Source organism: Verrucomicrobiota bacterium JB022, assembly GCA_030673845.1.
GTDB lineage: Bacteria > Verrucomicrobiota > Verrucomicrobiia > Opitutales > Oceanipulchritudinaceae > WOUP01.
In genome coordinates, this window is record JAUTCQ010000003.1 from 69398 (window position 1) to 93209 (window position 23812).

A 23812-nucleotide genomic window follows, 5' to 3' on the forward strand; every position below is an offset into this window, starting at 1 on the left:
CACCTTTGCGCCCGGAACCTCCAGTAGGCTCCGGGCTTTTTTGTGTCTCTACTCCTCTACGTGGATGCGCACGGTAGCCGGGGTCAGCCCGTCGGCCACGGCGCGGAGTTCGACCACGCCGGGTTCTCCGGTGCCTTGCACGATGACTTGAGCGAGGCCGTTGAAGACGCGACGCTGAGCGGGTGGGGCCGGCTCGATGATTTTCCACTGGGCCGGCTTCGTCTGCGCCAGCAGCTCTCGCGAGCGCCAGTCGCCGAAGGGCTGGGCGGCGATCTGCAGCACGTTGCCGGTCGGCTTCAGCTCCAGCGAATTGAGGGGCAAGGCGGCGGTCGCGGTCTTGGGATCCGCATGGTCGAAGAGCACCTTGCCGTTGAGCGTCACCCGCTGTTCCTGCCCGAGGGCCGAAAGCAGCAGCTGTACCTGAGCGCCTTTTGGGGCCTTGGGCCGGTCGAAGCGCACTTCGTAGACAACGGCGCTTTGGGTGTCCGCCGGGTTGGGGGCTTGCCAAGCGCCCAGGCTGCGGGTGGAGACGGTGGGGTTGAACTGCTCCGGCTCGTGCGAAGAGGGGTTGCCGTTGCCGACGCCCACGATCCGCCCCGGCCCGGTCAGGCTGAAGCGCACGAGGTGGTCCGCCGTCGGCACCAGGTAGCCATCGGCGGCATGCACGCCCACTGCGATCACGGCCGTAGCTTGCGGGTCGGCAGGCATCGTGAGCCGGTCGGCCAACAGCTTCACGGTGGCGGCTGGCCCGGTGGTGGGGCGGCGCTCTTCCATCGCCAACTTGCCGCCGTTGTAGCCGCGCAAGACCAGCTCGCCCGGCGCGTAGACGACGTTCCAGCTCAGGAAGCCGTTGCGCGGCATCGCCTGGCGGCCTTGGGACTCGCCGTTCACGAGCAGCTCGACTTCGTCGCAGTTGCTGTAAGCGCTTATTTCGATGGTTTCACCCTCGCGCCCCGGCCAATTCCAGTGCGGGAAGACGTGCAGCACCGGCTCGTTTTGCCACCATGCGCGCAGGTAATAAAAGCTGTCTTTGGGGAAGCCGCAGTTGTCGAGAATGCCGAACTGCGAGAGCACCGCCGGCCAGCCAAACGGCGTCGGCTCGCCCCGGTAATCGAAGCCCGTCCAGTAAAAGACGCCCGCCGCGTAGTCGCGCGCGGCATAGTGCTGCCAGCCAGTGATGGCGTTGCCGCCGGACGAGCCGTCTTCGCGCGGGGCCTGGTGGGCGAGGGCAGGGGCGTCGACGTAGATGCCGCGCGTGGCCTGGATCGTCGTTTCTTCGGTGCCGACGATGATTTGCTGCGGGTAATCGCGGTGCTGCCGGTCGGTGTCTCCATGCTTGATGTAGTTGACGCCCATCACGTCGACCACGGTGGAGATGCCGCCCCAACCGCCGCTGATGGCCGCCGTCACGCGTCGGGTCGGGTCGAGCCGCTGGACGAAGCGCTGCATCCGCTCGGTGACGCGGGCACCCTTTACATTGCCCTCGATCGCCCACTCTTCGTTCCCGATCGACCACAGGATCACGCTCGGGTGGTTGCGGTCGCGCAAGATCATGTGCCGCAGCTCGTCGAGGTGGTAATCGTTGATCCCCATCAAGCGGTTTTCGTCGATCACGAGCATGCCCAGCCGGTCGCAAGCCTCCAGCAGGGCCGGTGAGGCCGGGTGGTGCGACACGCGGTAGGCGTTGCTGCCCATCGCTTTAAGTTGGCGCAGTCGGTATTCCTGCAGGTCGTCGGTCAAAGCTGTGCCGACGCCCGCATGGTCCTGGTGATTGTTCGTCCCCTTCAGCTTCACGTGGCGCCCGTTGAGGAAGAAGCCCTCGTCGGGGTCGAAACGGATCTCACGAATGCCGAAGGGCGTGCGATAGCGGTCGATCTCTCCCCCGTCTCGGTCGGCCAAAACCGTGCGCAGCGTGTAGAGGTAGGGCGCGTCCAACTCCCAAAGACTCGCGTCGATCACGTTCAGGGCGTCGCTGACCGTGACGGTGCCGCCAGGATCAAGCGTCAAAGTGTCTGATTCGGTCGTCGAGACGACGTTCCCTTCTGCGTCGATCACCTGTTGATGAACTTGGAAGGTAGCGGTCTCGAAGCCCTCGTTTTGCACCGTGGTTTCGACCGATACCGTAGCGTTTGCGCCTTCGATTTCGGTGGTGACGTAGGTGCCGTAGCGGGCGACGTGCAGCGGGGCCGTCTTGAGTAGGTAGACGTGCCGGTAAATACCCGCGCCCTCGTAATACCAGCCCTCTTCCATCGAGGCGTCCGCACGCACCGCGACCACGTTGTCGCCGCCGTAGTTGAGGTATTCGGAGAGGTCGTAACTCTGGGAGAGGTAGCCGCTCGGCTCTTGGCCGACGAAGAAGCCGTTTACAAAGATGGCGGCGTCGCGGTAGATACCGTCGAATTCGACCCGGATCCGGCGGCCAAGATCACTCTCGGGCACGTGGAAAGTATGGCGATACCAGCCCACGCTGTTTTCCGGGAACCCTCGGCCCACTGCCTTAAAGCCGTGGCTTGGGCTGGCGTCGGGCGCGTAATCCAGCTCGGCCGCCCAGTCGTGGGGCAGGGTGATCTCGCGCCACCCTCGGTCGTCAAACGACGGTGCGGCAGGGCCGTCGCCGAATCCAGCCTTGGCGAGGTAAGAGAAGTAACCTTCGTTGAAGTCCCAGTCGGCGTCGGTCTCGGTGGCGTGTCCCAGCGCAAAACGCCACCCGTCGTTGATCTGGGTGCGTGTGCGGCTAGGTGAGTCGGGGTAGGTTTCGGTGGCGGCAGCCGCTCCAACGGAGGCGAGCAGCATGCACCATGGCAGGAGCCAACAGCTGTAATGCATCATTCATAAGGAGTTTGAGGCGGGGATGCCGTCAGTTTGGGAGATGCGGCTACGGTTCTCAATCACAATATGCAGACAGCCTGATTTGTGCGTTAGGATATTTAGAGGATAAGATTCAGTCGCAAAATCGGTGAAATCGAGTCTCAATCGCCTTGACAGGGCCTAGTAGGGCTGCGATCAAAGGCGCAGTAAATCCGCCTGGGAGCTGACTTTCGTTCCCTGCGCTTGTCTATCTCGTTGAGAGTCATCGACGCTATTACGCTGATTCCATTTTGGTTGGTCTATCTTGAGTAGCGTTGGTTTCTGGGCGGTTTTACCAGTTTTCTTCCCCAAGTAACCATGCCCGCCGCCGGGCTTTCGCAGAACCACAACCGATGAAACGCATCTCGTCCCTCTACCTCACGCTCTTGGCTGTTGGCAGCCTTGTTGTGCCGACCGCAGTCGCCCAAACCGCCTTTCAAGAAGAAGAGCCCGCCTTCGAGCTCGCTCCCTTTGCCGTAACGGCGGACGGCGCGCAAAGCGTGCTCTTCATTACCAGCCGCGACCTCAACGAGCGCCAGGCCAGCGACCTCGAAGACACCTTGTCGATCGACCCCAGCGTGACCGTGGGCGGCTCGACCGCCATCGCGCAAAAGATCTACGTGCGCAACCTCGGTGAGGGCCTGATCAACGTCTCGGTCGACGGCGCCACGCAGTCGGGCTCGCTCTTTCACCACACCGGCCGCATCGCCATCGAGCCCGAGCTGCTGAAGCAAGTCGAAGTGCAGCCCGGCGTGGGCAACGCGACCGACGGCCCTGGCGCGCTCGGCGGCGCGATCCGCTTTGTGACCAAAGACCCGGAAGACATGCTGGCAGACGGCCAGACGGTGGGTGCGCAGACCAAATACACCTATTTCAGCAATACCGACGGCCACAAGGGCAGCGTGATCGGCTATGGCCGGTTGAGCGATGGCTGGAGCATCCTCGCCAGCTACGTCGGCTCCGAGCATGAAGAGATCGAAGACGGCGACGGCAACGAGCTGGCGGGCTCCGGCTCGCGTCAGGACGTGATAATGACCAAGGTGGTTGGCCACTTCGGCGACGGCCACACCGTGCGCGCCAGCTTCGAACATCTGGACGAGGAAGGCGAGAAGCTCCGCCGCCCCGAATGGGCTCCCAGCCCCGGCAACCCGTCCTACCCGATGGAATCCGAGCGCAAGACGGGCACTGTCGGCTACAGCTTTGATCCCGCCTCCATCGAGTGGATCGACCTCGAGTTTACCGCCAGCTACACCACCGCCGAACTCATGCAAAACGGGTCTTATGGCCCGTACGAAGGTAAAGTGGAAGGGCTGCAGTTCGACCTCCGGAACCATCAGGAAGTCGGCATCACCAAGGTGACTTACGGCATCGACTACCGACGTGACGAAGTGGAAGCAGGTTCGGTTGGCAGCTCGGTCCGCGAAACCGAGAGGGGTAACGTGACGGGCCTCTTTGCCCAAAGCGAGTTTGACTTCACCGAAGCCTTCACCCTGACCGGCGGTGCGCGCCTCGATTATTACAGATTGAAGGACCGTCAGGACCAACGCTTTACGGACAACGGCTTTAGCCCCAACATCGGCGCGATTTACCGGCTGACGCCCGAGCTGAGCATCAACGCCAGCGCCGCGACCGCTTTCCGTGGCCCGGATGTAGCCGACGCCTTCCGTGTCGACATTGCAGACAACGACCCGGATCTCGAAGCCGAAAAGGCCCGCAACTACGAGCTGCGCCTGATGTACGAGCAGGGCGGCCTGCTGCTCGAAGGCGGCGTCTACCGCAATGAGATCCACGACGTCATCACCAACACGACACCGTGGGACCGCCACTATCTTAACGCTGGCGATGTCGAGACCGATGGTGTCTTTGTGCGTGCCGTCTACAGCACTGAGCGCTACAACCTGAGCCTGCAATACAACCACGCCGACACCACCATTAACGGCCAGACGGCGACGCGCTACCAATACAGCTCGCTCGTCTCCCGGATCGGCGATACCTGGGTGGCCGACGCCACCTGGCGCCCGCTCGACCAGCTCGATGTGGGCTGGAACGTGCGCTACGTGCAGGGCCTAGACGATATCTCGATTCCCGAATCCATCACCGGCGGAGTTCCGGGTGTATCTATCGACAAGCCTGGCTACGTAACTCACGACTTCTTCCTGCGCTGGCGCCCGGAATTCTTCGAATACCTCACGCTCAACCTTACGGTGAAGAATATCTTCGACAAGCAATACCTCAGCCACGGCAGTGTGGAAGATATGCGGAACATGCCCGGAACCGGTTGGGAATCCACGGTGGGCGCACCGGAGCAAGGCCGCGACATCCGCCTCTCCGCTACCCTCCGCTTCTAGTTCCGATGAGTCAGCCCCAGCCAGCCAAGGCGGCGCGCCGCCCCTTCTCGTTTCGCCGCCTGATCTTCTGGGGCCACCTCATCCTGGGCATCGTCACCGGGGTCGTCGTCTTTATTATGTCGGCCACCGGGATTGCGATCGCCTTCGAAGAAGAAATGCTCGCCTGGGCCGATCGTGAAGTGAGCCACGTCTCGCCACCGGCGGAAGCTGCGGCCCGCCTGCCGGTCGAGGCCCTCGTTGAGCGCGTAACGGCGGCGCACCCGGACTTTGTGCCGACGAGCATCACCGTTTTCAGCGAGCCCGACCATGCCCACGCCTTCTACGCAGGTCGCGAAGGGCCGCTCTACGTCAACCCCTACACCGGGGAGACGCGCGAGAGCGAGGCGCACGACCTCCACCACTTCATCCATTACATGGAAGAGTGGCACCGCTGGCTGGCGATGGAGGGCGACGCCTTCCCTGTCGGTCGCATGATCACCGGCGTGGCCAACATTGGCTTCCTGCTGCTCTGCATCAGCGGGCTCTACCTGTGGTTACCGCGCCGCTGGAGCTGGCGGGCGCTGCGGCCCATCCTGTGGTTCGTCAAAGGCTACAAAGGCAAGGCGCGCGACTACAACTGGCACAACGTGCTCGGCTTTTGGAGCCTGCCCGTGCTCGTCGTGCTCGCCGCCACCGCCGTCGTCATCTCGTTCCGGTGGGGGCACAACCTGCCGTTCCAGCTCGCCGGCGAGACGCCGCCCGAGGCCCGCAACTACGGCATGATGCGCACCCCACCCGCCGAGGTCCCGACTCCGCCCGAAGGTGCCCAACGCGTGCCGCTCGACGTGGCGCTGACAGAGGTGAGCAATGCCTACCCCGAGTGGGTCAATATCGGGCTTGAGCTGCCCACCCCCGAGCAACTGGCCGCCGAGACGCCCGACCCGCTCCACCTTGGCGTAACGGTGCCGGATTATATGCCCAGCCGGGCTTACATCCCGATCGAGTCGGACCCTTTTACCGGCACGATCCTCAAGACGACGCATTTCGAGACCCGCAGCCCCGGCCTGCAAGCCCGCGTCTGGATCCGCTTTCTGCACACCGGCGGGGCCTTCGGCTTCTGGGGCAAGCTGATCGCCTCCATCGCCTGCCTCGCCTCTCTGGTGCTTGTCTACACCGGCTTCGCCCTCACCTGGCGCCGCTGGCTCCGCAGCCAGAAGAAGAAGGCGAAGACGGCGTAAGGGAAGAGGAGGGATGCCGTGCGGATCAACGATGTGACCGACGCTTCCGTTGTCGCCCGAAATAATGAGGCGTAAGGAACCTGGGTGATGCACCGTTCTTTGACGTTCCCATCTGCCTGCCGGGAGTGACCTCGCTCTCTTCCGGTCACGTTTGATGGATGCCGGAAACGGAGAGAGCCATGGCAAGGCGGGGGGCTGGAGAATGAGCATTGCATCTGCAACCTCAACCCCCCGTTACCCATGTTACGATTCCTCCCGATCGCACTCCTGTGCCTCGCATCGGTGGTCCACGCGGCAACCCGCTATGTGCCCTCCCAATATTCGACCATCCAGGCCGCTGTAAATGCCTCCGGTTCGGGCGACACCATTCAGATCGCCAACGGCACTTACTACGAGCAAGTCAACATCCCGAGCAGCAAGTCCAACCTGAGTCTGGTGGGCGAGACGCAGACTGGCGTCAAGCTGAGCGTGGGCAGTGCCTCGCAGACGGCTCTCACGGTCAATGGGACCGACATCACCGTCAGCTACATGACGATCGAGAACACTGCCGGTCAAACCGCAGGCCCCGCCAATGCCGTGCGCGTCAACAGCCAGCGCGTCCAGTTTCACCGCTGTTATATCCTCGGCTGGCAGGATACCTTCGCTATCTGGAACAACGCCCTTGTCTACTGCAGCCTCAGTGAGATCCGGGGAAGTGTCGACTTCATCTACAGCGGCGGCACCGCCTTCTTCTACTCGTGCAATATCAAGCAGATCCGCAGCTCTGGCGGGGTGATCGCCGCCCCCAGCACCCCGCAAAACGTGCCCTACGGCTTCGTCTTCTACCGCTGCAAGATCAACCGGTCCAGCAATGTGCCCGACGACAGCAGCACGCTCATGCGCCCCTGGCGTGAGTTCGGCCAGACGGCCTTTATCGACTGCACGCTGGAGGATCATATTACTGATGTGGCCTGGAGCCCTTGGGATGGCCGCGAAGCAACCTGCCGCGCTGCCGAATATGGCAGTAAAACGCCCTCCGGGGCCAGCATCAGCCTCACCCCGCGCGCCTGGTGGGTCGTGCGCCTTACCTCCTCCCAAGCCGCAACTTATTCAGAGAGCAACGTGCTCGGCGGCTGGAACCCGCCCCTCTGATTGGCCCCTGCGCTTTCTCAAGCAAAGACTACAGAACTCAGGCTACGGCGCGACCTTCCCAACGGTCGCGCCGTTTTTTTGCTTTGATCACCGCCCCGCACTTAGGCGTCAGCTGTATTGGCAGCTTTCGAGGTAGTGTTCGTGGGAGGGGGAGGCGGAGGTCTCGTTGCGGGAATTCTGGTGGTGAGGGCGGCTGTGGAAGATCGCCAGGAGGCCGAGCGCCGAGAGCAGACCTGCGACAATCGAGGCGAGTATGACCAAGTCTGGCGCGGTCAAAGCCAGGGTGCGCAGGGGGATCTGCAGGCGGTGCAGCGCGGTGGGGATGAGGGCGAGGCCGCTGGCGAGGGTCAACGTGCCGCCTACATTCCACCAAGGGCTGAAGGCGTGGCGCGGGGCATGTCGTAGATGCCTCGCCAGCCCGGCTAGAAGCGCCGCGAGCGCTGCGACGATGGCCGAGCCGTAGAGCCACACCGGGTGCCACGAAGCTTCCACCGGAGGCGGTGTCTCGCCGAGCAGCAGCGCTTCGATGCCCAGTGCGAGGGCATGGAGCTGGTCGGCTTCGAGCGGGTGGCTGCGGTTGGCGAGCAGTGCGAAGCCCCAGCCGCTCTCGGGCAGCAGAAACACTTCCGAGTGGAAATCGGCCGTGCTGCCGGCGTGCCAGATGCGGGTGAGGTTGTCGCGCGTGCTGCCGATGCGCCAGCCAAAGCCGTAGGCCCCGAGGTCGCTGGCGGGGGCGAGCGGGTCGAGATACCATTGCGTCTCACGCTCGGGCAAGGCGGCACCCGGGCGCTGGAGCGCGCTGAGGAAGCGGCCCATGTCTTCCGCGCTCGCTGCGATGTAGCCGTAGGGCGCGCCCGCCGTGTCGTAGGGCAGGCCGCTGCGGAAGGGCACGCCCCACCACGCGCGGTAGCCGGGTTGCCAGCCGGCGGCGAGGGCCGCAGCCTCGGAAGCGGCCGCGTGTTCCATGCCCAACGGCCCAAACACGCGGGCCTGCAGGAAATCCGCGAACGTCTGCCCCGACACCCGCTCAATGATGGCCCCGAGCAGCGCGTAATTGGCGGCGCTGTATTGATAGGCCGCACCCGGTTGGGCGATCAGGGATTCGTGGGCGAGGCGGGTCAGGCTGTGCTGGAGCGCCTGCGGGTCGTTCTCGGCGTGGTCGGCGAGGTGCAGGCCGCTTTCGGTGCTGATGCCGCTGTGGTGGGCGAGTAGCTGCCATACGGTAATCTTCGATGCGCGGCGGCTCGCCATCGTAAATTCGGGCAGGTAGGTCGACACGGGGGCATCGAGCTGCACCTTGCCTTCGTGGATCAGGATCATGATTGCGTAGGCCGTCAGCGCCTTGCTGTTGGAGCCGATGAGGAAGGGCGTTTGCGGAGTCACCGGGGTCGGTGCGCCGCCGGTTTCGCCCCAGCTTTGCAGGTGTGCGATGTCGCCCTCGTGGACGATTGCGAGTGAAGCGCCGGGGACGCCGAACTCGTCCAGCGCTTGCTCCACGTATTGGCTGACGCGGGCGAGGTCGGTCGCAGGTTCGGCGGCGGAAAGAGAACGAGGTGAAAAGAGCCAGCTAAAGAGCAGCAGAAGCAGGGCGCAGCAGGAGGAAGCAGCAGGACAGCCGTTTGAGACGTGCATGCTTGGCACTTAACAAAGTCCGCGCCAAGGCGGCGGTCTGATGTTGCAAGTGTCTTTATATAAGCCGGAAACAAAATTGGATAGTTTGTTTATTCGGCGTGAGGCGCCACCTGCTGGCGATTGCCGCCAGTTCGGGTCTGGTGGATTTCACCACGGTGCCGATTCCAAAACCGACCCAAAGTTACCATGTCGCGTGGTTCGTTCCCGCTTGCGACCACAAGTTTGGGCGGCAGAATAAGGCCATGACTCCCATCTTGATTGTTTTGCTCGTTTTGGCGGTTGTCGTGGTGGTGGCGGTGCTCTGGGCCATTGGGGTTTATAACGGCCTGGTGGCGTTGCGAAACCGTTTCAAGAACGCCTTTGCGCAGATCGACGTGCAGTTGAAGCGCCGTTACGATCTGATCCCCAACCTCGTCGAGACGGCGAAGGGCTACCTGAAGCACGAGCGCGAGACGCTGGAGGCTGTCATGCAGGCGCGCAGTGCGGCGACTGCTGCACAATCGGCTGCCGTGGCCGCGCCGGGAGACCCGCAGGCGATGGGCCAGCTAATGCAGGCCGAGGGCGCGCTGACGGGTGCGTTGGGCCGCTTTTATGCGGTGTCCGAAGCTTATCCCGAGCTGAAGGCCAACCAGAACATGATGCAGCTGACGGAGGAGTTGACCTCGACGGAGAACAAGATCGCCTTTGCCCGTCAGGCTTACAACGACGCGGTGATGCGCTACAACACCGAGCGCGAGCAATTCCCCGCCGTGGTCTTTGCCGGCATGTTCAACTTTGGCGAGGCTCGCCTCTTCGAGGTGAAGGTGGAGAGCGAGCGCGAGGCCCCCAAGGTCAGCTTCTAAACCCCCGTCGCTTCCTCTTTCCATGGCGCAGCCTTCCACCGACGGCACCCTCGACTTTTTTGGCGCGCAGGAGCAGGCGCACCGCAAGTCGGGCTGGCTGCTCCTGTATTTCGCACTGGCGGTCGCGTTGATCGTGCTCGGCGTCAACCTGCTCGTCACCGGCGGCTGGGTTTTCCTGCTCACGCTCAACGAAGAGCGCTCTTCCTTGCCCGCCGGGGCCTGGTGGAGCTGGCCGCGCTTCGGCGTGGTCTCCGGCATCACCGTGCTGATCATCGTGATCGCGGCGTGGTCCAAGCTGGAGGAATACAACCAGGGTGGGGGAGCGGTCGCGCGCAGCCTCGGCGGGCGCAAGGTCGATGAAACCACGCGGCAACCGGCCGAGCGGCGCCTGCTCAACGTGGTGGAAGAAATGGCCCTCGCCGCGGGCGTCCCAGTGCCCGAAGTCTACGTGCTGGAAAACGAGGCGGCGATCAACGCCTTTGCCGCTGGCACCACGATCGAAAACGCCGCCGTAGCGGTGACGCAGGGCACGCTCGACAGCCTCACGCGCGACGAGCTGCAGGGCGTGATCGGCCACGAGTTCAGTCACATCCTCAATGGAGACATGCGGCTCAATATCCGCATCGGTGGCATGCTCTTTGGCATCATGGCCCTGGCGATCCTGGCGGGTGGTCTGTTGCGCGGCATGTTTGGCGGGCCACGCGCGGCCTACCCGGCTACATATTCGACCCGCCGCAAAGGGGAGGGCAACGGCAACGCGGGGGCGTTTATCCTCGTGCTGGTCGTCGTGGCGGTGGGCGTCTATGTGCTGGGGCAGATCGGCACCTTTTTCGGACACCTGATCCAGGCGGCGATCTCGCGCCAGCGCGAATTCCTCGCCGATGCTTCCGCCGTGCAGTTTACGCGCAACCCCGAAGGCCTTGCCGGCGCGCTGAAGAAGATCGGCGGCTGGAGCCAGCGCGGCAAGCTGACTGAGCCCAAGGCCTCGGCCATGGCGCACCTCTTTTTCGCCAACGCGCTCAACACCCAGTGGCTGGGCCTGATGGCGACCCACCCGCCGCTGAAAGAGCGCATCCTGCGCGTCGACCCGGGCTGGGACGGCAAATTTTCGCGCCCCGAAGAAACGCGCCGCGAGGCCACCAAGCCTCCGCCCATTCCTCCGCAAGGTGAGCCGCTCAACCCCGCGCAGATGGTGATGATGGCTGGCGCGATCCAGAGCACGAGCCTCGAATATGCCCGCCGCCTGCGCCAGACTTTGCCCCGTGGGCTCCGCAGCGTGGGCGAAGATCCGCAGCTTTCCCGCTTTGCCTTGCTGGGCCTGATGGTCGACCGTGAGTTCGGTGGGCAGCGGGAGCGGCAACTGAACTGGTTGTTGCAGCGCTATCCAGATCACAAATTTCAGCTCAACGAAGTCGTGCAACTGGTCGACGAGTTGCCGCGCTCTGCCCACCTGCCGTTGCTGGAGCTGGCGAGCAATGCCCTGCGGCAAGCTTCGATGGCCGATGCGGAAAGCCTTCGCGAAGAGCTGCAACATCTGGCGCAAGTGGACCGGAGGGTCGATTTGCGCGAGTGGTGCATCCTCACGATCGCCTTGCGCCGATTGGAGCGAAATACCGCCACTCCGCCCATCCAGACGGAGGTGCCGCCGGTGGCGGGAGCGATGTCGCGCGTATTGAGCCGCATTGTTGAGCTCGATCAGTCGGGCGATCGCTCGGCGGCGTTCCGGCAGGCCCTGCAAGGGCTCTACCTCGCGAAATACCTCCAGTACGTGCCAGCCGGGGAGGCGAAGACAGATGAGCTGACGAGCGACCTGGAAAGCCTGCGGCCCTGTTCACCCCCGATGAAGAGCGCCTTCTTGCAGGCCTGTGGGCGAGCAATTCAGCAGGATGCGCAAATTACGGCCGAAGAGGCCGAGCTGTTTCGTGCGCTGGCCATCGGGCTGGGAGTGCCGATGCCCCCTGTCATCGTGCAGTAGGCAAAAAGAAATCCCCCGGTCGCTTCCGAGGGATTTCTAGGCTCTAAAAACTACAAACGCTTCAGGTTGGATCCTCTATAAACTCTCTTGAAGAGTAGGAATACGATCTTGGGGAATCCGCCCAGCAAAGTCAAGGAACGTAACGGAAAAGGAGTAGATTTTGTTCATTTTTTTTTGAATGAGTTGAATCCTGGGGCGTTTGAGAGGTATGGAAAGAGATTCTCCCGCCGTCGGCACGGCGTTTCCGACCGCTCGGTTGAGGGTGCCTTGCCACTTGACGTGTGGTCGATCTGCTCACAGGCATGAAGGCGAGCCCGACACGTGACCCCGGCCAACGGCACCCCCTGATGGAAAAAGTCTGCGAAAACCTGCTGCCGAACTGTCACTCCGCCCTCCAGATCGTGGAGACGGGGATCGCGCGCGACCTCAGCCTGAAGGAGCGTCTGGCGCTGCGCTACCACAGCCAGCTCTGCCCCTTCTGCAGCTGCAAGCGCTTCAAGCTCGATACCATGCTGGAAGAGATGCGCGAGGCCGAGCGGGCGCGGCGGAAGGCCACCTAGAGCGTCTTCAGGTAGTCTACAGCCTTGAATCCATGAAGAGGAGTTCGTATATTACTCCCTTTGATTGCCCATGGGATCTTTGGTAACTCTCCAGAATCAGCGGTTCACGGCCAAGATTTCGGCCCAGGGAGCGGAAATATGCTCCCTCTACGATCGCCAGACGCAAACCGAACACATTTGGCAAGGTGATGTCGAATGGTGGGCCAAGCACGCGCCCATCCTGTTCCCCATCGTGGGGTCGCTCAAAGACAACCGCTACACCTACCGCGGCGTCAGCTACGAGATGCCCCGGCATGGCCTCGCCCGCACCCGCGAGTGGGAGTTGATTGAAGAGCTGCCCGTACGGGCCCGCTTCCGCCTGAACAGCGATGCGGAGACGCGCTTCAGCTACCCCTTCGACTGGCAACTCGTGGCGACGTATCAGCTGGAGATGGACGGCCTCCACATCCGCTACAAGGTGCGCAACATCGGCCAGAGCGACATGTATTTTTCCCTCGGCTCGCACCCCGCGCTCAACGTGCCCTGGATCCCCGATTGTGAATTCGAGGACCACAACATCGTCTTCAGCGAAGACGAAGTCTGGGCACGCTACCCGCTGACCGAAGACGGGCTGCTCTCGACGACCCCCGAGCCGCTGCCGGTGGAAGACCGCAGGCTGCGCCTCAACCACCCGATGTTCGAGCGCGATGCCCTCGTGCTGAAGGGCATCCACTCTCGCCGCGTGCAGATCTGCTGCGAGATGGCCACGCAGTACCTGGAAGTGGACCTCGGTGGCGCGCCCGATCTCGGCATCTGGCAGCCCGCCGGCGCTCCCTTTGTCTGCATCGAGCCCTGGTTTGGCCATTCCGATCCGGAAGACCACGACCAGGACCTGACACGCAAGCCCGGCATCCTCCGACTCGAGTCGGGCGAAGCCTTTCGCACCGCCTACAGCATTTGCGTGCGCGACGGGCTGATGGAGTAAGCCGCGCGACTGGGGGTGGACATTCGCGTTTTGGCGCGCCAGACTGCTTGTATGACCGTGCAAGAGCGCCTTGCCACCTACCTGACCCAAACTCCGGAGGTCGATCCGACCGCCTATATTGCCGACAGCGCCGAGCTGATGGGCTGCGTCAAGATCGGGCCCCACGCCTCCGTCTGGCCGCAATGTGTGCTGCGCGGCGACATCCACTCGATTGAAGTCGGGGAAGGGTCCAACATCCAGGACGGCACCATCGTCCACCTCGCCGACGACTACGGGGTCAAGATCGGCCGCTACGTCACCATTGGCCACGCGGCCATGATCCACGCCTGCACGATCGAGGACGAGTGCCTCATCGGCATGCGGGCCACGGTGCTCGACGGGGCGGTGATCGGCAAAGGCTCTATCGTCGGGGCAGGCGCGCTGGTCACCAAGGGCACGATCGTGCCGCCGTATTCGCTCGTCGTCGGCCTGCCAGCCAAAGTCGTGCGCACCCTCGACCCCGACCACAATCAAGGCCTCGACCTCTCCCGCAAATACGTGGAAGTGGCCAAGGCCCACAAAGCCCAGCAGCAAAAGCGCGGGTAAAAAAGCTGGCCTTACTCCGCGCTCCAGCTGCCCAGGACGCGGAAGAAGGCCGCTTCGGTGCTGGTCGGCAGGGCGACGGTGCGGCTGACCGGCGTCGTTTCCGCGTTGGCGGGGACCGTTTCCACGTCGGCCCAGCTTTCGCCGCTCCAAGCTTGGATGGTGTAGGCCACTCCCGCTTCTGCCTGCCAGGTAAGCTGTGCCGTAGTGGCGCTGGCGAGGGCGAAAGTCACTTCCGGCGCAGCGGGCGGCACGGGCAGGGCAGGGTGGATGTAGCCCACCGCTTCCAGATCGAAGCCCGCCGAGGCCGAGACCGGGTAGGGGTCGTAGATCGGGTCGCCATCGCTGTCGAGCGAGTTGCCGTCGCCTACCACGTCCACGATCTTGACGTAGCGGATGGCCTCGAAGTCCAGATGCTCGCTGCCCGGCAGGCCGCGCAAGTCGGCGAGGTCGAAAGGCGTGCCGTAGCCGATGCGGTATTTGCCCGCCAAGCCGTCCACGTCGCGGGCGTCGAGGCGGCCAAAGGCTCCGACCGTCGAGGCGGTCAGCGAGTCGCTGGGGAAGCGGACGAAGTTCACGCCGTCGCTGGAGACCTCGACGTAGGCCAGCTCCAGCATCTCGTCGTTGAAGGAGTTTTCGAACACCGCCAGGTCCCAGCCCTCGCCGTCGCGGAAGGCCTCATCGAAGCCCAGCACGACTTCGCCGCCGCGCCCGATGCAGAGGATGTCGTAGACGCCGCCGGTGCGGGTCTCGGGGTCGCCGTCGTGGTAAGGATCTTCGGCGGGTGCCGGCCCGACGGAGGGGCCGAGGGCGCGCGCCGGGGTTTTCCAGATCTCCGACACGTCGGTGCCGTAGTTGAGCGTCACGATGCTCGAAGCCCAGCCAGCAAAGTTTTCGGCCGTGCCGGGGATGGCGGTGGTGGGCGTGCCCTCCCAGTCGCGCAGGCCGGGAGCCTGGCGGGGATAAGGGCCGTAGGCGTAGAGTGAGGCGGCGGCGGTCAGGCCGAGCAAGGTGGCGGAGAGGCGGAGGTGCTTCATGCTAGAAAGAGTATTGGGCGCCGGTCCGCCAGCGGATACCGGGGGCGGGATACCAGGCGCCGCTGTATTTGACGGTGGCGTAGCGGTTGTCGAAAAGGTTCTCAGCGGCGCAGTAGACGCTCAGGGCCTGCCGCGGCTGCCAACGCACGCGGGCATCGACCACGGCGGCGGCAGGAAGGCGCGGCTGGATATTGCGGAAGTCGTCGCCTTCGTAGGCGCTGCTGGTGTAGCGATAGCCGACGCCGAGCGTGACGGTCTCGATCACCTCCACCTCGCCGCCCAGCGTCACTTGATGCGCAGGCACGAGAAAGCGGTCGTTGCCCTCAAACGGGCCACTGGTGAAGCGGGCGTCGATCCAGGTGTGGTCGAGCTGCAGGCTCCAGCGGTCGGCCTGCCAGCGGGCACTGGTTTCGAGCCCCAGGCGGCGCACGTCGGCCAGGTTGACGTTTTCGTTGCCGTTGAAGTCGATCTCGCCCTCCATCCACTGCGCAAAGGCGTTGAGCCGCAAGGTCAGCGACTCCTGCCGCCACTCGCCGCCCAGCTCCACGTTGTAACCCTCTTCCGGCTCCAGCTGGCTATCGAAGTCCGGGAAGCCGCGGTAGGAGAAAGCCTCGTCGATGGCTGGGTAGCGGTAGAGCCGGTCGACCCGCAGCCATTGGCGGAAGTTCACACTTGGCTGCCAGACGAGGCCGAGGTTGGCCGACCAGCCATCGAGGTCGCGCGTGGCCTCGCGGTAAACTCCTCGGCTGTAGTCCGGCGAAAAGGGGTCGTAGGTGACGAGGTCGTAATCGTAGCGCGCCAGCTCGCCCCGCACGCCGCCGCTGATCTGCCACCGCTCGCTCAGCTCCTGGCGGCGGTGGAGGTAAAGGGCGGCGGTCGAGAGCGAGACGTCGGCCTTACCGATCAACACCTCGCGCGAACGGTCCTGAAAGTCGTCGATCTTGAGGCCCGTGCGGGTCAGGTCGAGCCCGGCGGAGCTCTCGCCGCTGGCGTCGGCCCGCTGCACGCGAGGGGCGGCGTGGGCGATGTGGTAGGTGTCTTCGGTGAAGATGCCGTCGAGGTCGGGCCGCACGTAGCGGTGCGTGTAGCCGGCCGGTACTTCCACCGCCCAGTCTTCCGTCTCCAGCGTCCAACTGCCCTGCGTGGCGAGGTAGGTCTCGTGAGACGACGTGCGGCCGCCCCGGCTGGTCTGCGGGTCGCGGTGATACCATTCGGTCGTCAACGGGCCGGGCATCTCGCTGTAGCTGTCGACCCATGTCACTTTGCCACTGGCGTGCCAGCGGGCGTTTTGCGGGCGGTAGCCGAGGGAAAAGTGGGCAGAGTCGGCCTCCTGGGCGCTGTGCTGGCGGTAGCCGTCCTCCTCATAATGCTGGGCGGCGGCAAACGCGCTCCAGCCGCCTCCGAGGCGACTGCCGGCGGCCAGTTGAGCGTCGCGGTAGCCAAGGTTGCCCCCGGCCAGTGTGGTGCGGAAAAACGGGGCGGTGGGGGCCTCGCGGGTAGTAATCTTGATCACGCCGCCGACCGCGTGGTTGCCGTAGAGAGTCGTCTGCGAGCCGCGAATCACCTCCACCTGCTCGATCAAGACGGGCGGGATCTCCAGCCAGTTGATGCCGCCGATGTCGGGCGGGTTCATCGGGATGCCGTCGACGAGTACCAGCGCCCGTTGCGTGCCGACCGAGCCGAAGCCCCGCAGGTTGATCTCGGCCTGCAAGGGCGAGCCGCTGTAGGAGCGGAACTGCAGGTTGGCCTCCTGCCGCAGCAGGTCGACTACCGTCAGCGCGCGGGAAGGATCGAGCGCATCCCCGCCGATCACGTCGATCGAGGCGGGTACGGCACCCACTTCGACCGGGAAATGCCAGGCCGTGGTGGTAACGGCAGGCAACGCCACCGGCTCCTCACCCTGCCCCCAGAGGATGGATGCGGTTATTAGGGGAAGTGCTGGTAGGAATTTGTTCAATTAGAGATTTTTGTCTTGCTCCCAGGCCTGATGGCAAGCGTTTTGGCATGTGACTGCCATTTTGGTATACTGACTATGAACTTGAAATCAACCTTCTCTCTGCTGGCGGCATTTCTGTTCGCTGGCACGCAGGCCATTTCGGCCCAATTCTTCGGCCTCGACGACATCTCCAACTGGGTCGGCACCGGCAGCCAGACTTCCGCGCTGGTGGTCGACTGGAACGACGGCCAAGGCTCGGTGGCGTGGGGCTTCCGCTATGACGGTACCGCCACCGCCTTCGACATGGTCGCCGCCGTGGCCGCCGCCGACAGCCGCTTCAGCGTCATCGAAAGCACCGACTACGACGACACCGTCGTGGGCATGGGCTACGACCGCGATGGCGACGGCTTCTCGGTGACTCCCTCCGTGACGTTCACCGACGGCATGGGGCTGGCAGGTTCGGCGGATGCCGACGGCCTGGTGTCGAACGACCTCGACGACTCCTTTGCTGCCGGCTGGTTCACCAACGGCTTCTTCGCCTTTTTCACCTCCATGGCCGAGCCTTACCTCAACGACAACTGGGAAGAGGCGATGATCGGTGCGGGTACATTTGAGCTGACCGATGGCAGCTGGAGCGGCTTCACCTGGGCCGCTGCGCCCGGCTGGTCGGCCGACGCCCCGGTAGCTCCGGTGCCCGAGCCTTCGACCTACGCCGCGCTGCTCGGCCTGGCCGCCTGCGGTTTCGTCTTCTGGCGTCGCCGCCGCGCCTAAAGGTGCGCATTTTGTGAGGAAAACTTGTGAATGAGGAGGGCGGCCGAGTGGATCGGTCGCCCTTTTCGTTTCTTTGCGCTTGGCGCACCCGCCTGCGCTTTACACGCTTGTTTGATGCCCCTTTCCAAGAAGGAAAAAACGACCGTCTTCCTGATCGGTTTTGCCCTCGGCACCGCCATGCTCACGCTGGCATATCCGCTGATCAAGCCCGACGGCAAGGAGCACCCTTGGCGCGACCAGACGGCGGCGGAAGGCTCGTTCCCTTACACCTTTACCGACGATCTGGGCCGCGAGATCACGCTGCGTCGCCAGCCGCGCCACTACATTTCCCTCGCCCCGAGCGTCACCGAGATCGTCTACGCCATGGGGATGGGCGACCACATCATGGCGGTCACGGATTTCGACACCTACCCGCTGGAGGCCAAGGAGCTGCGCGACCGGGGCGCCACCGTCGGCAGCCTCGATACCCCCAACCTCGAGCTGATCATGGGGCTGCAGTCCGACATCGTGCTGGGCTCCGACCTTACGCCCACCACCGTTTACGAACAGTTGCAGGACCCGCCCCGCACGGTCGCGGTTGCCTTCCGGCACGACTCGTATGAAGACGTGATCGGCGATATCAAGCAGATCGCCCTCGCCCTCGGCGTGCCGGGCAACGGCCTCAAGCTCGTGCGCGAGCTGGAAGAGCGGCACAACGCGGTCGAGCAACGCGTGGAGACGGTGCGCGACCAGCCCGAGCGCCGCGCCATCGTGCTCTACGGCATCGAAGACAACCTGCTGCCGGGCGTTTCCCCCGGCCAGAATACCTGGATCGGCGACCTCTTGGAATCGAGCCACGCCCACAATATCGCAGGCGAAAGCAAGAGCGGGTGGGGCACTCTCGGCCTCGAAGGCCTGCTCGCCGCCCGCCCGGAAGTCATCGTGGTGCAAGACGGCCGCACGCCGGAGGAAAAGCGCGTGCTGCGCGAACGCCTTGGCCAACTGGCCGCCCACCCGGTGTGGTCGCAAATGCCTGCCGTGCGCAACAGCCGCGTGGTGCTCGTCGCGCCCGACCCGTTTTCAATCCCCGGCCCCCGCATGGTCGAGGCCTACGAGTCCCTCGCCCGCGCCATCTGGCCCGAAGCGTTTCGTTGAGCGGGTGGAGGGGGCGTGCTCTGGAGTGCTGCGCTCCGCGCAGATCTGGATGATGGATGGGAGGCGGCTAGCCATGGCGGAGCGCTCAAGCGAGGTCGTATTGTATGTTCCGAGGTAAGGGATGATCTCAGAGTAAGGCAGCCCACTCGTGAAATCAGATCGGCGCGGAGCGCCCCGCACTCCACATCGCGTCAGGAGATTCGTCTGCACCTGAATGCCAGCGCCCCTTACTGGTCCCCAAATCCCAAATCCTGTTGGGTGGGGCCGGGTTCGGGCTCGGTGGCACGGCGGATCCAGTCGTTGATCTGCTGGGGTGAGAGCACGTCGCTGGCGGGCAGCTCGTCGAGGCTGCGCAGGCCGATGAAGTCGAGAAAGCCCTTGGTGGTGCCGTATTGGATCGGTCGACCCGGGAGGTCGGCGCGGCCCTTGATCTCGATCAGCGCGCGGTCCATCAGGCGATTGAGCGCGTTGTCGCTGGAGACGCCGCGGATGGCTTCGATTTCGGCTCGCGTAACCGGCTGGCGATAGGCGACGATGGCCACTGTCTCCATCTGCGCGGCGGAGAGGCGCTTCGGGCGGGGCTCGTTGCGCAGCAGGCGCACCCAGTCGGCATGTTCGGGGGCGATGGCCAGCTTGTAGCCTTCGACGCCTTCCACGAGGCGCCAAGGCTCCTGTTTTTGCTCCAGTTCGACCGTGATGCCACGCATGGCTTCGCGGATCTGGGCTGCCGTGAGCAGCGAAGGCACCTGGTCGAGCAGGCTCTGCAGCACGCCCTGCCCGGCGTCGGCGGGCGGCTCGGCAATCTCGTCGTTCGCTTCCGAGGTATCGGCCTCCGCCTGCTCGTGGAAGCGCTGGACGACGTTCTGGATCTGGCGAATCGTCAGCGGCTCCGAGCTGGAGAAGAGAAGGGCGAGCAACGTCTTTTTCAGGTCGAACATGGAAGCGACTTGTTCTACAACAGTGTGCGCGCGAGGCAAAGCCGATTCCATTTCGCACTCGCGTTGAACGATTTCGGCCTGTAACCCGTCTCCACAAACAGATGTATCAATTGTTCGAAGATGCCGGTGTGTTTGCCTGGCCGCTGCTCCTCTGCTCGGTGCTGGCCATGGTCATTATCATTGAGCGGCTGATCGCGCTGCGCACGCCCCGCGTCATCCCCAAGCATTACCAGGACGCCTTCATGCGCGGAGAAGTCCCGGCGGCAGGGGATCATACCGTGATGGGCCGCATCGTGACCGCCTTTCACCAGGCCGAGTTCGACTCCGACCAACTCAAGGCGGTCGCGCGCCTGCAGGTGACGCGGATGGAGCGCGGCCTCTTCATCGTGGAGGTGATCATTGCCGCCGCGCCGCTCATCGGCCTGCTCGGCACCGTGACGGGGCTCGTCAACGTCTTCGGGCAGATCGACGCCGAATCGGGCCTGCCGGACTCCAAGGCCTTCGTCGAAGGCGTGGCGTTGGCGCTGACGACCACCATGCTCGGCCTCAGCATCGCGATCCCGGCCCTCGCCGCCAATGGCTACCTCCAGCGCCGGATCGACACCTTTTCCGCCATGCTCGGCGTCGGCGTCGAGCGCCTAGTCGCCCTCAAGCGCGAGCAGGAGCAAAAGCAGCCCGCCAAGGTATGAGCGAGAGCATCATCCCCCCGCGCCCGCGCCGGAAGCCGGAGATCAACATCGTGCCGCTCGTCGACGTGCTGGTGGTGCTGATCTTCTTCTTCCTCATGTTCATGCAGTTCCGTAACCTTACGGCCCTGAAGCTGACGCTGCCGCAGATTGAGACCGCCGGGCAGAGCGACATGGAGCAGCGCCCGATCGAGATCGGTGTCTTCCCCGACGGCAGCTTTGCGCTCAGCGGCGAGGCGATTGCCGAAGAGGAGCTGCGCAACTTCCTGCGCGTGATGGCCAACGACGACCCCAACCGCAAGGTGCTCGTGCTGGCCGACGAAGACAGCCGCACCAAAGACCTGACCAAGGTGATGGACATGTGCGGCAAGCTCGGCCTGCGCAACCTCAGCCTGCAGAGCCGCTAGCGCGCCCCTTTACGAACCCACTCCTTACCCCGATGAAGAAACTGACCTCCACGCTGCTGGGGCTGCTTTGCCTTGCCCCGGTCCTGTTGCTCGCTCAACCTCACGGTCGCACCCTCGGCCGCGTCCAGACGACCCCCGAAGGCGATACGCTGATGGGCTTTCCTGGCGTCGCCGTCGATGCGCGCTTCACGGGGGTGCAGCGCATCGCCTTTCGCGCCTCGATGGTCGGCGGACAAGGGCAGGGATTCTTCAACGTCTACGTCAACGGCGTCGAGCTGCCGATGATCGAGGTGACGGGCGCGGAGCCCAAAGACTACCCCATCGCCGACCGCCTCGACCCGCGCGAGGCCTACGACGTGCGCCTCGTGCGCCGCAATGAGCCCTGGCATGGCGTGGTGCGCTGGCAGGAGTTTGTGGCGGCGGAGAGCGTACAATGGCTAGAGCCCGCGCCGTTGCCCGCGCGCAAGCTCATGTGCCTGGGCGACTCGATCACCTGCGGCTATTTCTCGGAATACTACGGGCCGTATGTGCGCGAGGGCTTCCACAGCACCAACGCCGAAGCGGCCTACGGCTGGCAGCTCGCAAAGCTCCTCCACGCGCAGGTGAACCTGATCAGCTACGGCGGCAAGGGGCTCATCCGCGATTGGCAGGGTAACGAAGACGCGGTAACGCTCGCGCAGCTCTTTGAGCGCAGCCTGCCCGATACGGCGGATAGCCGTTGGGACCATGCCGCCTACGTGCCCGACGTCGTCACCATCTGCATCGGCCAGAACGACTTCAACCCTGGCGTGATCGAGGCTGATCGCTACGTGCCCGCCTATATCGCGCTGGTGGAGCGTATCCTCGCAGTCTACCCGGAGGCCAAGGTGCTGCTCATTTCCAGCCCCATGCAAAACCCCGCCGACGAGGCTGACGGGCACAAGAAGCAAGTCCTCGAAAGCCACCTGCAGGCCGTCGTGGCGCACTTCGAGCAAGAGGGCAACCAGCAGGTCCGCTGGCACTCGGTCCACTACTACCCCGGCACGGAACTCGACGCCCATCCCATCGCACCCCAGCACTATCAGATGGCACGTGAACTCGCGGCCGACCTCGGTCCTTGGCTCGGGTGGGCAGAGTAGGCGAGATCGCTGCAAATTCGGCTGGCCAAACCGCGCGCGTTCGTTGTCTTTTGGGTGGATGAGCAGTGCGGAACAACCGGTCGTTTTGACATGCGCGCAGCCCACGGGGCAATTGCACCTGGGCAACTACTTCGGCGCGGTGCGCAACTGGACGAGCTTCCTCGACAGCCACGAATGCTATTTTGGCATCGTGGACCAGCACGCGATCACCATGCCCTACGTGCCGGCCGAGCTGCGCCAGAGCTGCTACAAGACGCTCGCGCTCTACATCGCCTGCGGCCTCGAGCCCGAGAAGTGCAATCTGTTCCTGCAAAGCCACGTCATCGGCCACACCGAGCTGGCTTGGATCCTCGGCTGCCTCTGCCCGCTCGGCCAATTGGAGCGCATGACGCAATACAAGGACAAGTCGGCCCGTGCAGATGAGGGCGTCTTCATCGGCAGCGGCCTGCTCTATTACCCCGTGCTGATGGCCGCCGACATCCTGCTCTACAACGCCGATGTCGTGCCCGTGGGCGAAGACCAGCGCCAGCACGTAGAGCTGACCCGCGACCTCGCGATCAAGTTCAACGCCACCTACAGCGACACCTTCAAGGTGCCCTCGCTCAACATCCCCAAGCACGCCGCCCGCATCAAGAGCCTGCAAGACCCGACGCGCAAGATGTCGAAGAGCGACCCCAATCAAGGGGGCGTGCTCTACCTGCTCGACGAGCCCAACATCATCCGCAAGAAGATCAAGAGCGCCGTGACCGACAGCGGCAGCGAAGTGCGTGCGGATGACGAGAAGCCCGGCATCACCAACCTCTTGCACATCATGAGCGCCTCCACCGGCCGCTCGATCGAAGAGCTGGAGGCGGCATTCGCGGGCAGCCAATACGGGGCCTTCAAGGAAGCCGTCGCCGAATCGGTGGTCGACCTGCTCACGCCCATTCAAGAGCGCTACAAAGCCATCTCCGAGGACAAGAAATACCTCGAAGGTGTGATGAAAGCCGGCGCCGACGCCGCCCAGAAGCGCGCCTACAAAGTCCTGAGCAAGGTTTCCCGCAAGGCAGGCTTTGTCGAACGCCCGCGCTAAAGCGTTGGGGTTCTAGCTCTTCACCTGGCCACTCTCATCGAGCGGCGGGGCATTGGTCTGGCGCTCGTGGTGCTTTTCTTCCTTGGAGAGCACCGTCTCGTTGGCGCGCGGCGGCTTGTGCCCAACCCGCTCCTTCTTCTTCCATGGCCGGATCAACACGACGAGGAAGACAAGGGCGATCAGGAGAATAATGGGGATGAATTCGAGTCCAAACATGGGGTAGCCTTGGTTGAGTGTGACCCCAATTGATGCATAACGTGTGCCGGTTTGTGGAGGGAGGGTACAGAGAGTCGGTTATATGTCCATGTCCATGCTATAGGTTTGCTGAGGCGGTTCGGATTTCCACGTTTCTATGTCTTTACCGTCGCAAAAGGTGTCGATTATATAGCCTAATAAATCATAACGTCCGTTGTCTGATCCGAGGAAAAGAAGGTAAGGCGTGGTTTCGCTCTGCAGTGCCCAATCGTCAGATCCGATCGGGATTAATGAATATGCCCCTACGTTTTGGCCACTCTCTACACATTTAAAAAGCGCATAGACTGCATCCTTGTCGTTGGGCGAAATTCTAGCCTCATCCAGCCACAATCTGAAGTCTTTCAAATAGTTCATGCCTAT

General features: G+C 63.7%; 21 protein-coding genes. 14 read left to right on the forward strand and 7 right to left on the reverse strand.

Features of this window, described 5'->3' with window-relative positions; all coding sequences use genetic code 11:
• Positions 1-48: 48 nt before the first annotated feature.
• On the reverse strand, positions 49-2793 hold the full coding sequence (galA, locus tag Q7P63_01985) for a beta-galactosidase GalA (GenBank protein ID MDP0498845.1): 2745 nt from the start codon (positions 2791-2793) through the stop codon (positions 49-51).
• 407 nt (positions 2794-3200) lie between these two features.
• Here galA and Q7P63_01990 point away from each other — a divergent pair, with 407 nt between their 5' ends.
• The 3 genes from Q7P63_01990 (at position 3201) to Q7P63_02000 (ending at position 7543) form a co-directional block, all read left to right on the forward strand.
• A complete protein-coding gene (locus Q7P63_01990) occupies positions 3201-5195 on the forward strand; it encodes a TonB-dependent receptor (GenBank protein MDP0498846.1) in 1995 nt (664 codons plus the stop codon).
• 5 nt (positions 5196-5200) lie between these two features.
• The gene (locus tag Q7P63_01995; GenBank protein MDP0498847.1) at positions 5201-6412 is read left to right on the forward strand and encodes a PepSY-associated TM helix domain-containing protein; all 1212 of its coding nucleotides are present in this window, start codon (positions 5201-5203) and stop codon (positions 6410-6412) included.
• A gap of 240 nt (positions 6413-6652) precedes the next feature.
• Positions 6653-7543, forward strand: a complete 891-nt coding sequence (locus Q7P63_02000; GenBank protein ID MDP0498848.1) for a pectinesterase family protein — start codon at positions 6653-6655, stop codon at positions 7541-7543.
• 108 nt (positions 7544-7651) lie between these two features.
• Here Q7P63_02000 and Q7P63_02005 read toward each other — a convergent pair whose 3' ends face one another.
• The gene (locus Q7P63_02005) at positions 7652-9175 is read right to left on the reverse strand and encodes a serine hydrolase domain-containing protein (GenBank protein ID MDP0498849.1); all 1524 of its coding nucleotides are present in this window, start codon (positions 9173-9175) and stop codon (positions 7652-7654) included.
• A 242-nt stretch (positions 9176-9417) separates the two neighbouring features.
• Here Q7P63_02005 and Q7P63_02010 point away from each other — a divergent pair, with 242 nt between their 5' ends.
• The 5 genes from Q7P63_02010 to Q7P63_02030 all read left to right on the forward strand — a co-directional run bounded on the left by Q7P63_02010 (position 9418) and on the right by Q7P63_02030 (position 14101).
• Positions 9418-10017, forward strand: a complete 600-nt coding sequence (locus Q7P63_02010; GenBank protein ID MDP0498850.1) for a LemA family protein — start codon at positions 9418-9420, stop codon at positions 10015-10017.
• A gap of 22 nt (positions 10018-10039) precedes the next feature.
• Positions 10040-11992: a M48 family metallopeptidase gene (locus Q7P63_02015; protein ID MDP0498851.1), complete on the forward strand. Its 1953-nt coding sequence runs from the start codon at positions 10040-10042 to the stop codon at positions 11990-11992.
• Positions 11993-12273: 281 nt separating this feature from the next.
• Positions 12274-12552, forward strand: a complete 279-nt coding sequence (locus Q7P63_02020) for a hypothetical protein (protein ID MDP0498852.1) — start codon at positions 12274-12276, stop codon at positions 12550-12552.
• A gap of 70 nt (positions 12553-12622) precedes the next feature.
• Entirely contained in the window at positions 12623-13516 is an 894-nt protein-coding gene (locus tag Q7P63_02025; GenBank protein MDP0498853.1) for an aldose 1-epimerase family protein, read from the forward strand.
• A gap of 51 nt (positions 13517-13567) precedes the next feature.
• Positions 13568-14101 carry a gamma carbonic anhydrase family protein gene (locus Q7P63_02030; GenBank protein ID MDP0498854.1) on the forward strand — a complete coding sequence of 178 codons (534 nt, stop codon included), beginning with the start codon at positions 13568-13570 and terminating at the stop codon, positions 14099-14101.
• A gap of 11 nt (positions 14102-14112) precedes the next feature.
• Here Q7P63_02030 and Q7P63_02035 read toward each other — a convergent pair whose 3' ends face one another.
• Both Q7P63_02035 and Q7P63_02040 read right to left on the reverse strand, forming a co-directional pair.
• Positions 14113-15135 (reverse strand): PEP-CTERM sorting domain-containing protein, encoded by a 1023-nt coding sequence (locus tag Q7P63_02035; protein MDP0498855.1) that lies wholly within the window; start codon positions 15133-15135, stop codon positions 14113-14115.
• A 1-nt stretch (position 15136) separates the two neighbouring features.
• Positions 15137-17092, reverse strand: a complete 1956-nt coding sequence (locus tag Q7P63_02040; GenBank protein MDP0498856.1) for a TonB-dependent receptor — start codon at positions 17090-17092, stop codon at positions 15137-15139.
• A gap of 75 nt (positions 17093-17167) precedes the next feature.
• On the opposite strand from Q7P63_02040, the gene Q7P63_02045 reads away from it, so the two are divergent.
• On the forward strand, positions 17168-17842 hold the full coding sequence (locus Q7P63_02045; protein MDP0498857.1) for a PEP-CTERM sorting domain-containing protein: 675 nt from the start codon (positions 17168-17170) through the stop codon (positions 17840-17842).
• Positions 17843-17956: 114 nt separating this feature from the next.
• A complete protein-coding gene (locus Q7P63_02050; GenBank protein ID MDP0498858.1) occupies positions 17957-18976 on the forward strand; it encodes an ABC transporter substrate-binding protein in 1020 nt (339 codons plus the stop codon).
• A 227-nt stretch (positions 18977-19203) separates the two neighbouring features.
• On the opposite strand, the gene scpB is transcribed toward Q7P63_02050, so the two are convergent.
• Positions 19204-19914 (reverse strand): SMC-Scp complex subunit ScpB, encoded by a 711-nt coding sequence (scpB, locus tag Q7P63_02055; GenBank protein MDP0498859.1) that lies wholly within the window; start codon positions 19912-19914, stop codon positions 19204-19206.
• Positions 19915-20015: 101 nt separating this feature from the next.
• Between scpB and Q7P63_02060 the strand changes: the two genes are divergently transcribed.
• The 4 genes from Q7P63_02060 to trpS are packed head-to-tail and all read left to right on the forward strand — an operon-like array spanning position 20016 to position 23197.
• Positions 20016-20603 (forward strand): MotA/TolQ/ExbB proton channel family protein, encoded by a 588-nt coding sequence (locus Q7P63_02060; GenBank protein MDP0498860.1) that lies wholly within the window; start codon positions 20016-20018, stop codon positions 20601-20603.
• Positions 20600-21007 (forward strand): biopolymer transporter ExbD, encoded by a 408-nt coding sequence (locus tag Q7P63_02065; GenBank protein ID MDP0498861.1) that lies wholly within the window; start codon positions 20600-20602, stop codon positions 21005-21007. The genes Q7P63_02060 and Q7P63_02065 overlap by 4 nt, the downstream gene beginning before the upstream one ends.
• A 32-nt stretch (positions 21008-21039) precedes the next feature.
• Positions 21040-22125, forward strand: coding sequence for a GDSL-type esterase/lipase family protein (locus tag Q7P63_02070; protein ID MDP0498862.1), 1086 nt, complete (start codon positions 21040-21042; stop codon positions 22123-22125).
• Positions 22126-22183: 58 nt separating this feature from the next.
• Positions 22184-23197 (forward strand): tryptophan--tRNA ligase, encoded by a 1014-nt coding sequence (trpS, locus tag Q7P63_02075; GenBank protein ID MDP0498863.1) that lies wholly within the window; start codon positions 22184-22186, stop codon positions 23195-23197.
• 12 nt (positions 23198-23209) lie between these two features.
• Here the strand turns inward: trpS and Q7P63_02080 are convergent, their stop codons facing one another.
• Positions 23210-23413 (reverse strand): hypothetical protein, encoded by a 204-nt coding sequence (locus Q7P63_02080; GenBank protein ID MDP0498864.1) that lies wholly within the window; start codon positions 23411-23413, stop codon positions 23210-23212.
• Positions 23414-23491: 78 nt separating this feature from the next.
• The gene (locus Q7P63_02085; GenBank protein MDP0498865.1) at positions 23492-23806 is read right to left on the reverse strand and encodes a hypothetical protein; all 315 of its coding nucleotides are present in this window, start codon (positions 23804-23806) and stop codon (positions 23492-23494) included.
• Positions 23807-23812 lie beyond the last annotated feature (6 nt).

Bases quoted from the DNA above. Each gene is read 5' to 3' on its own strand.
- galA (MDP0498845.1), bottom strand. From the start codon at position 2,793: ATGCTGCTCGCCTCCGTTGGAGCGGCTGCCGCCACCGAAACCTACCCC.
- Q7P63_01990 (MDP0498846.1), top strand. From the start codon at position 3,201: ATGAAACGCATCTCGTCCCTCTACCTCACGCTCTTGGCTGTTGGCAGC.
- Q7P63_01995 (MDP0498847.1), top strand. From the start codon at position 5,201: ATGAGTCAGCCCCAGCCAGCCAAGGCGGCGCGCCGCCCCTTCTCGTTT.
- Q7P63_02000 (MDP0498848.1), top strand. From the start codon at position 6,653: ATGTTACGATTCCTCCCGATCGCACTCCTGTGCCTCGCATCGGTGGTC.
- Q7P63_02005 (MDP0498849.1), bottom strand. From the start codon at position 9,175: ATGCACGTCTCAAACGGCTGTCCTGCTGCTTCCTCCTGCTGCGCCCTG.
- Q7P63_02010 (MDP0498850.1), top strand. From the start codon at position 9,418: ATGACTCCCATCTTGATTGTTTTGCTCGTTTTGGCGGTTGTCGTGGTG.
- Q7P63_02015 (MDP0498851.1), top strand. From the start codon at position 10,040: ATGGCGCAGCCTTCCACCGACGGCACCCTCGACTTTTTTGGCGCGCAG.
- Q7P63_02025 (MDP0498853.1), top strand. From the start codon at position 12,623: ATGGGATCTTTGGTAACTCTCCAGAATCAGCGGTTCACGGCCAAGATT.
- Q7P63_02030 (MDP0498854.1), top strand. From the start codon at position 13,568: ATGACCGTGCAAGAGCGCCTTGCCACCTACCTGACCCAAACTCCGGAG.
- Q7P63_02035 (MDP0498855.1), bottom strand. From the start codon at position 15,135: ATGAAGCACCTCCGCCTCTCCGCCACCTTGCTCGGCCTGACCGCCGCC.
- Q7P63_02045 (MDP0498857.1), top strand. From the start codon at position 17,168: ATGAACTTGAAATCAACCTTCTCTCTGCTGGCGGCATTTCTGTTCGCT.
- Q7P63_02050 (MDP0498858.1), top strand. From the start codon at position 17,957: ATGCCCCTTTCCAAGAAGGAAAAAACGACCGTCTTCCTGATCGGTTTT.
- scpB (MDP0498859.1), bottom strand. From the start codon at position 19,914: ATGTTCGACCTGAAAAAGACGTTGCTCGCCCTTCTCTTCTCCAGCTCG.
- Q7P63_02060 (MDP0498860.1), top strand. From the start codon at position 20,016: ATGTATCAATTGTTCGAAGATGCCGGTGTGTTTGCCTGGCCGCTGCTC.
- Q7P63_02065 (MDP0498861.1), top strand. From the start codon at position 20,600: ATGAGCGAGAGCATCATCCCCCCGCGCCCGCGCCGGAAGCCGGAGATC.
- Q7P63_02070 (MDP0498862.1), top strand. From the start codon at position 21,040: ATGAAGAAACTGACCTCCACGCTGCTGGGGCTGCTTTGCCTTGCCCCG.
- trpS (MDP0498863.1), top strand. From the start codon at position 22,184: ATGAGCAGTGCGGAACAACCGGTCGTTTTGACATGCGCGCAGCCCACG.
- Q7P63_02080 (MDP0498864.1), bottom strand. From the start codon at position 23,413: ATGTTTGGACTCGAATTCATCCCCATTATTCTCCTGATCGCCCTTGTC.
- Q7P63_02085 (MDP0498865.1), bottom strand. From the start codon at position 23,806: ATGAACTATTTGAAAGACTTCAGATTGTGGCTGGATGAGGCTAGAATT.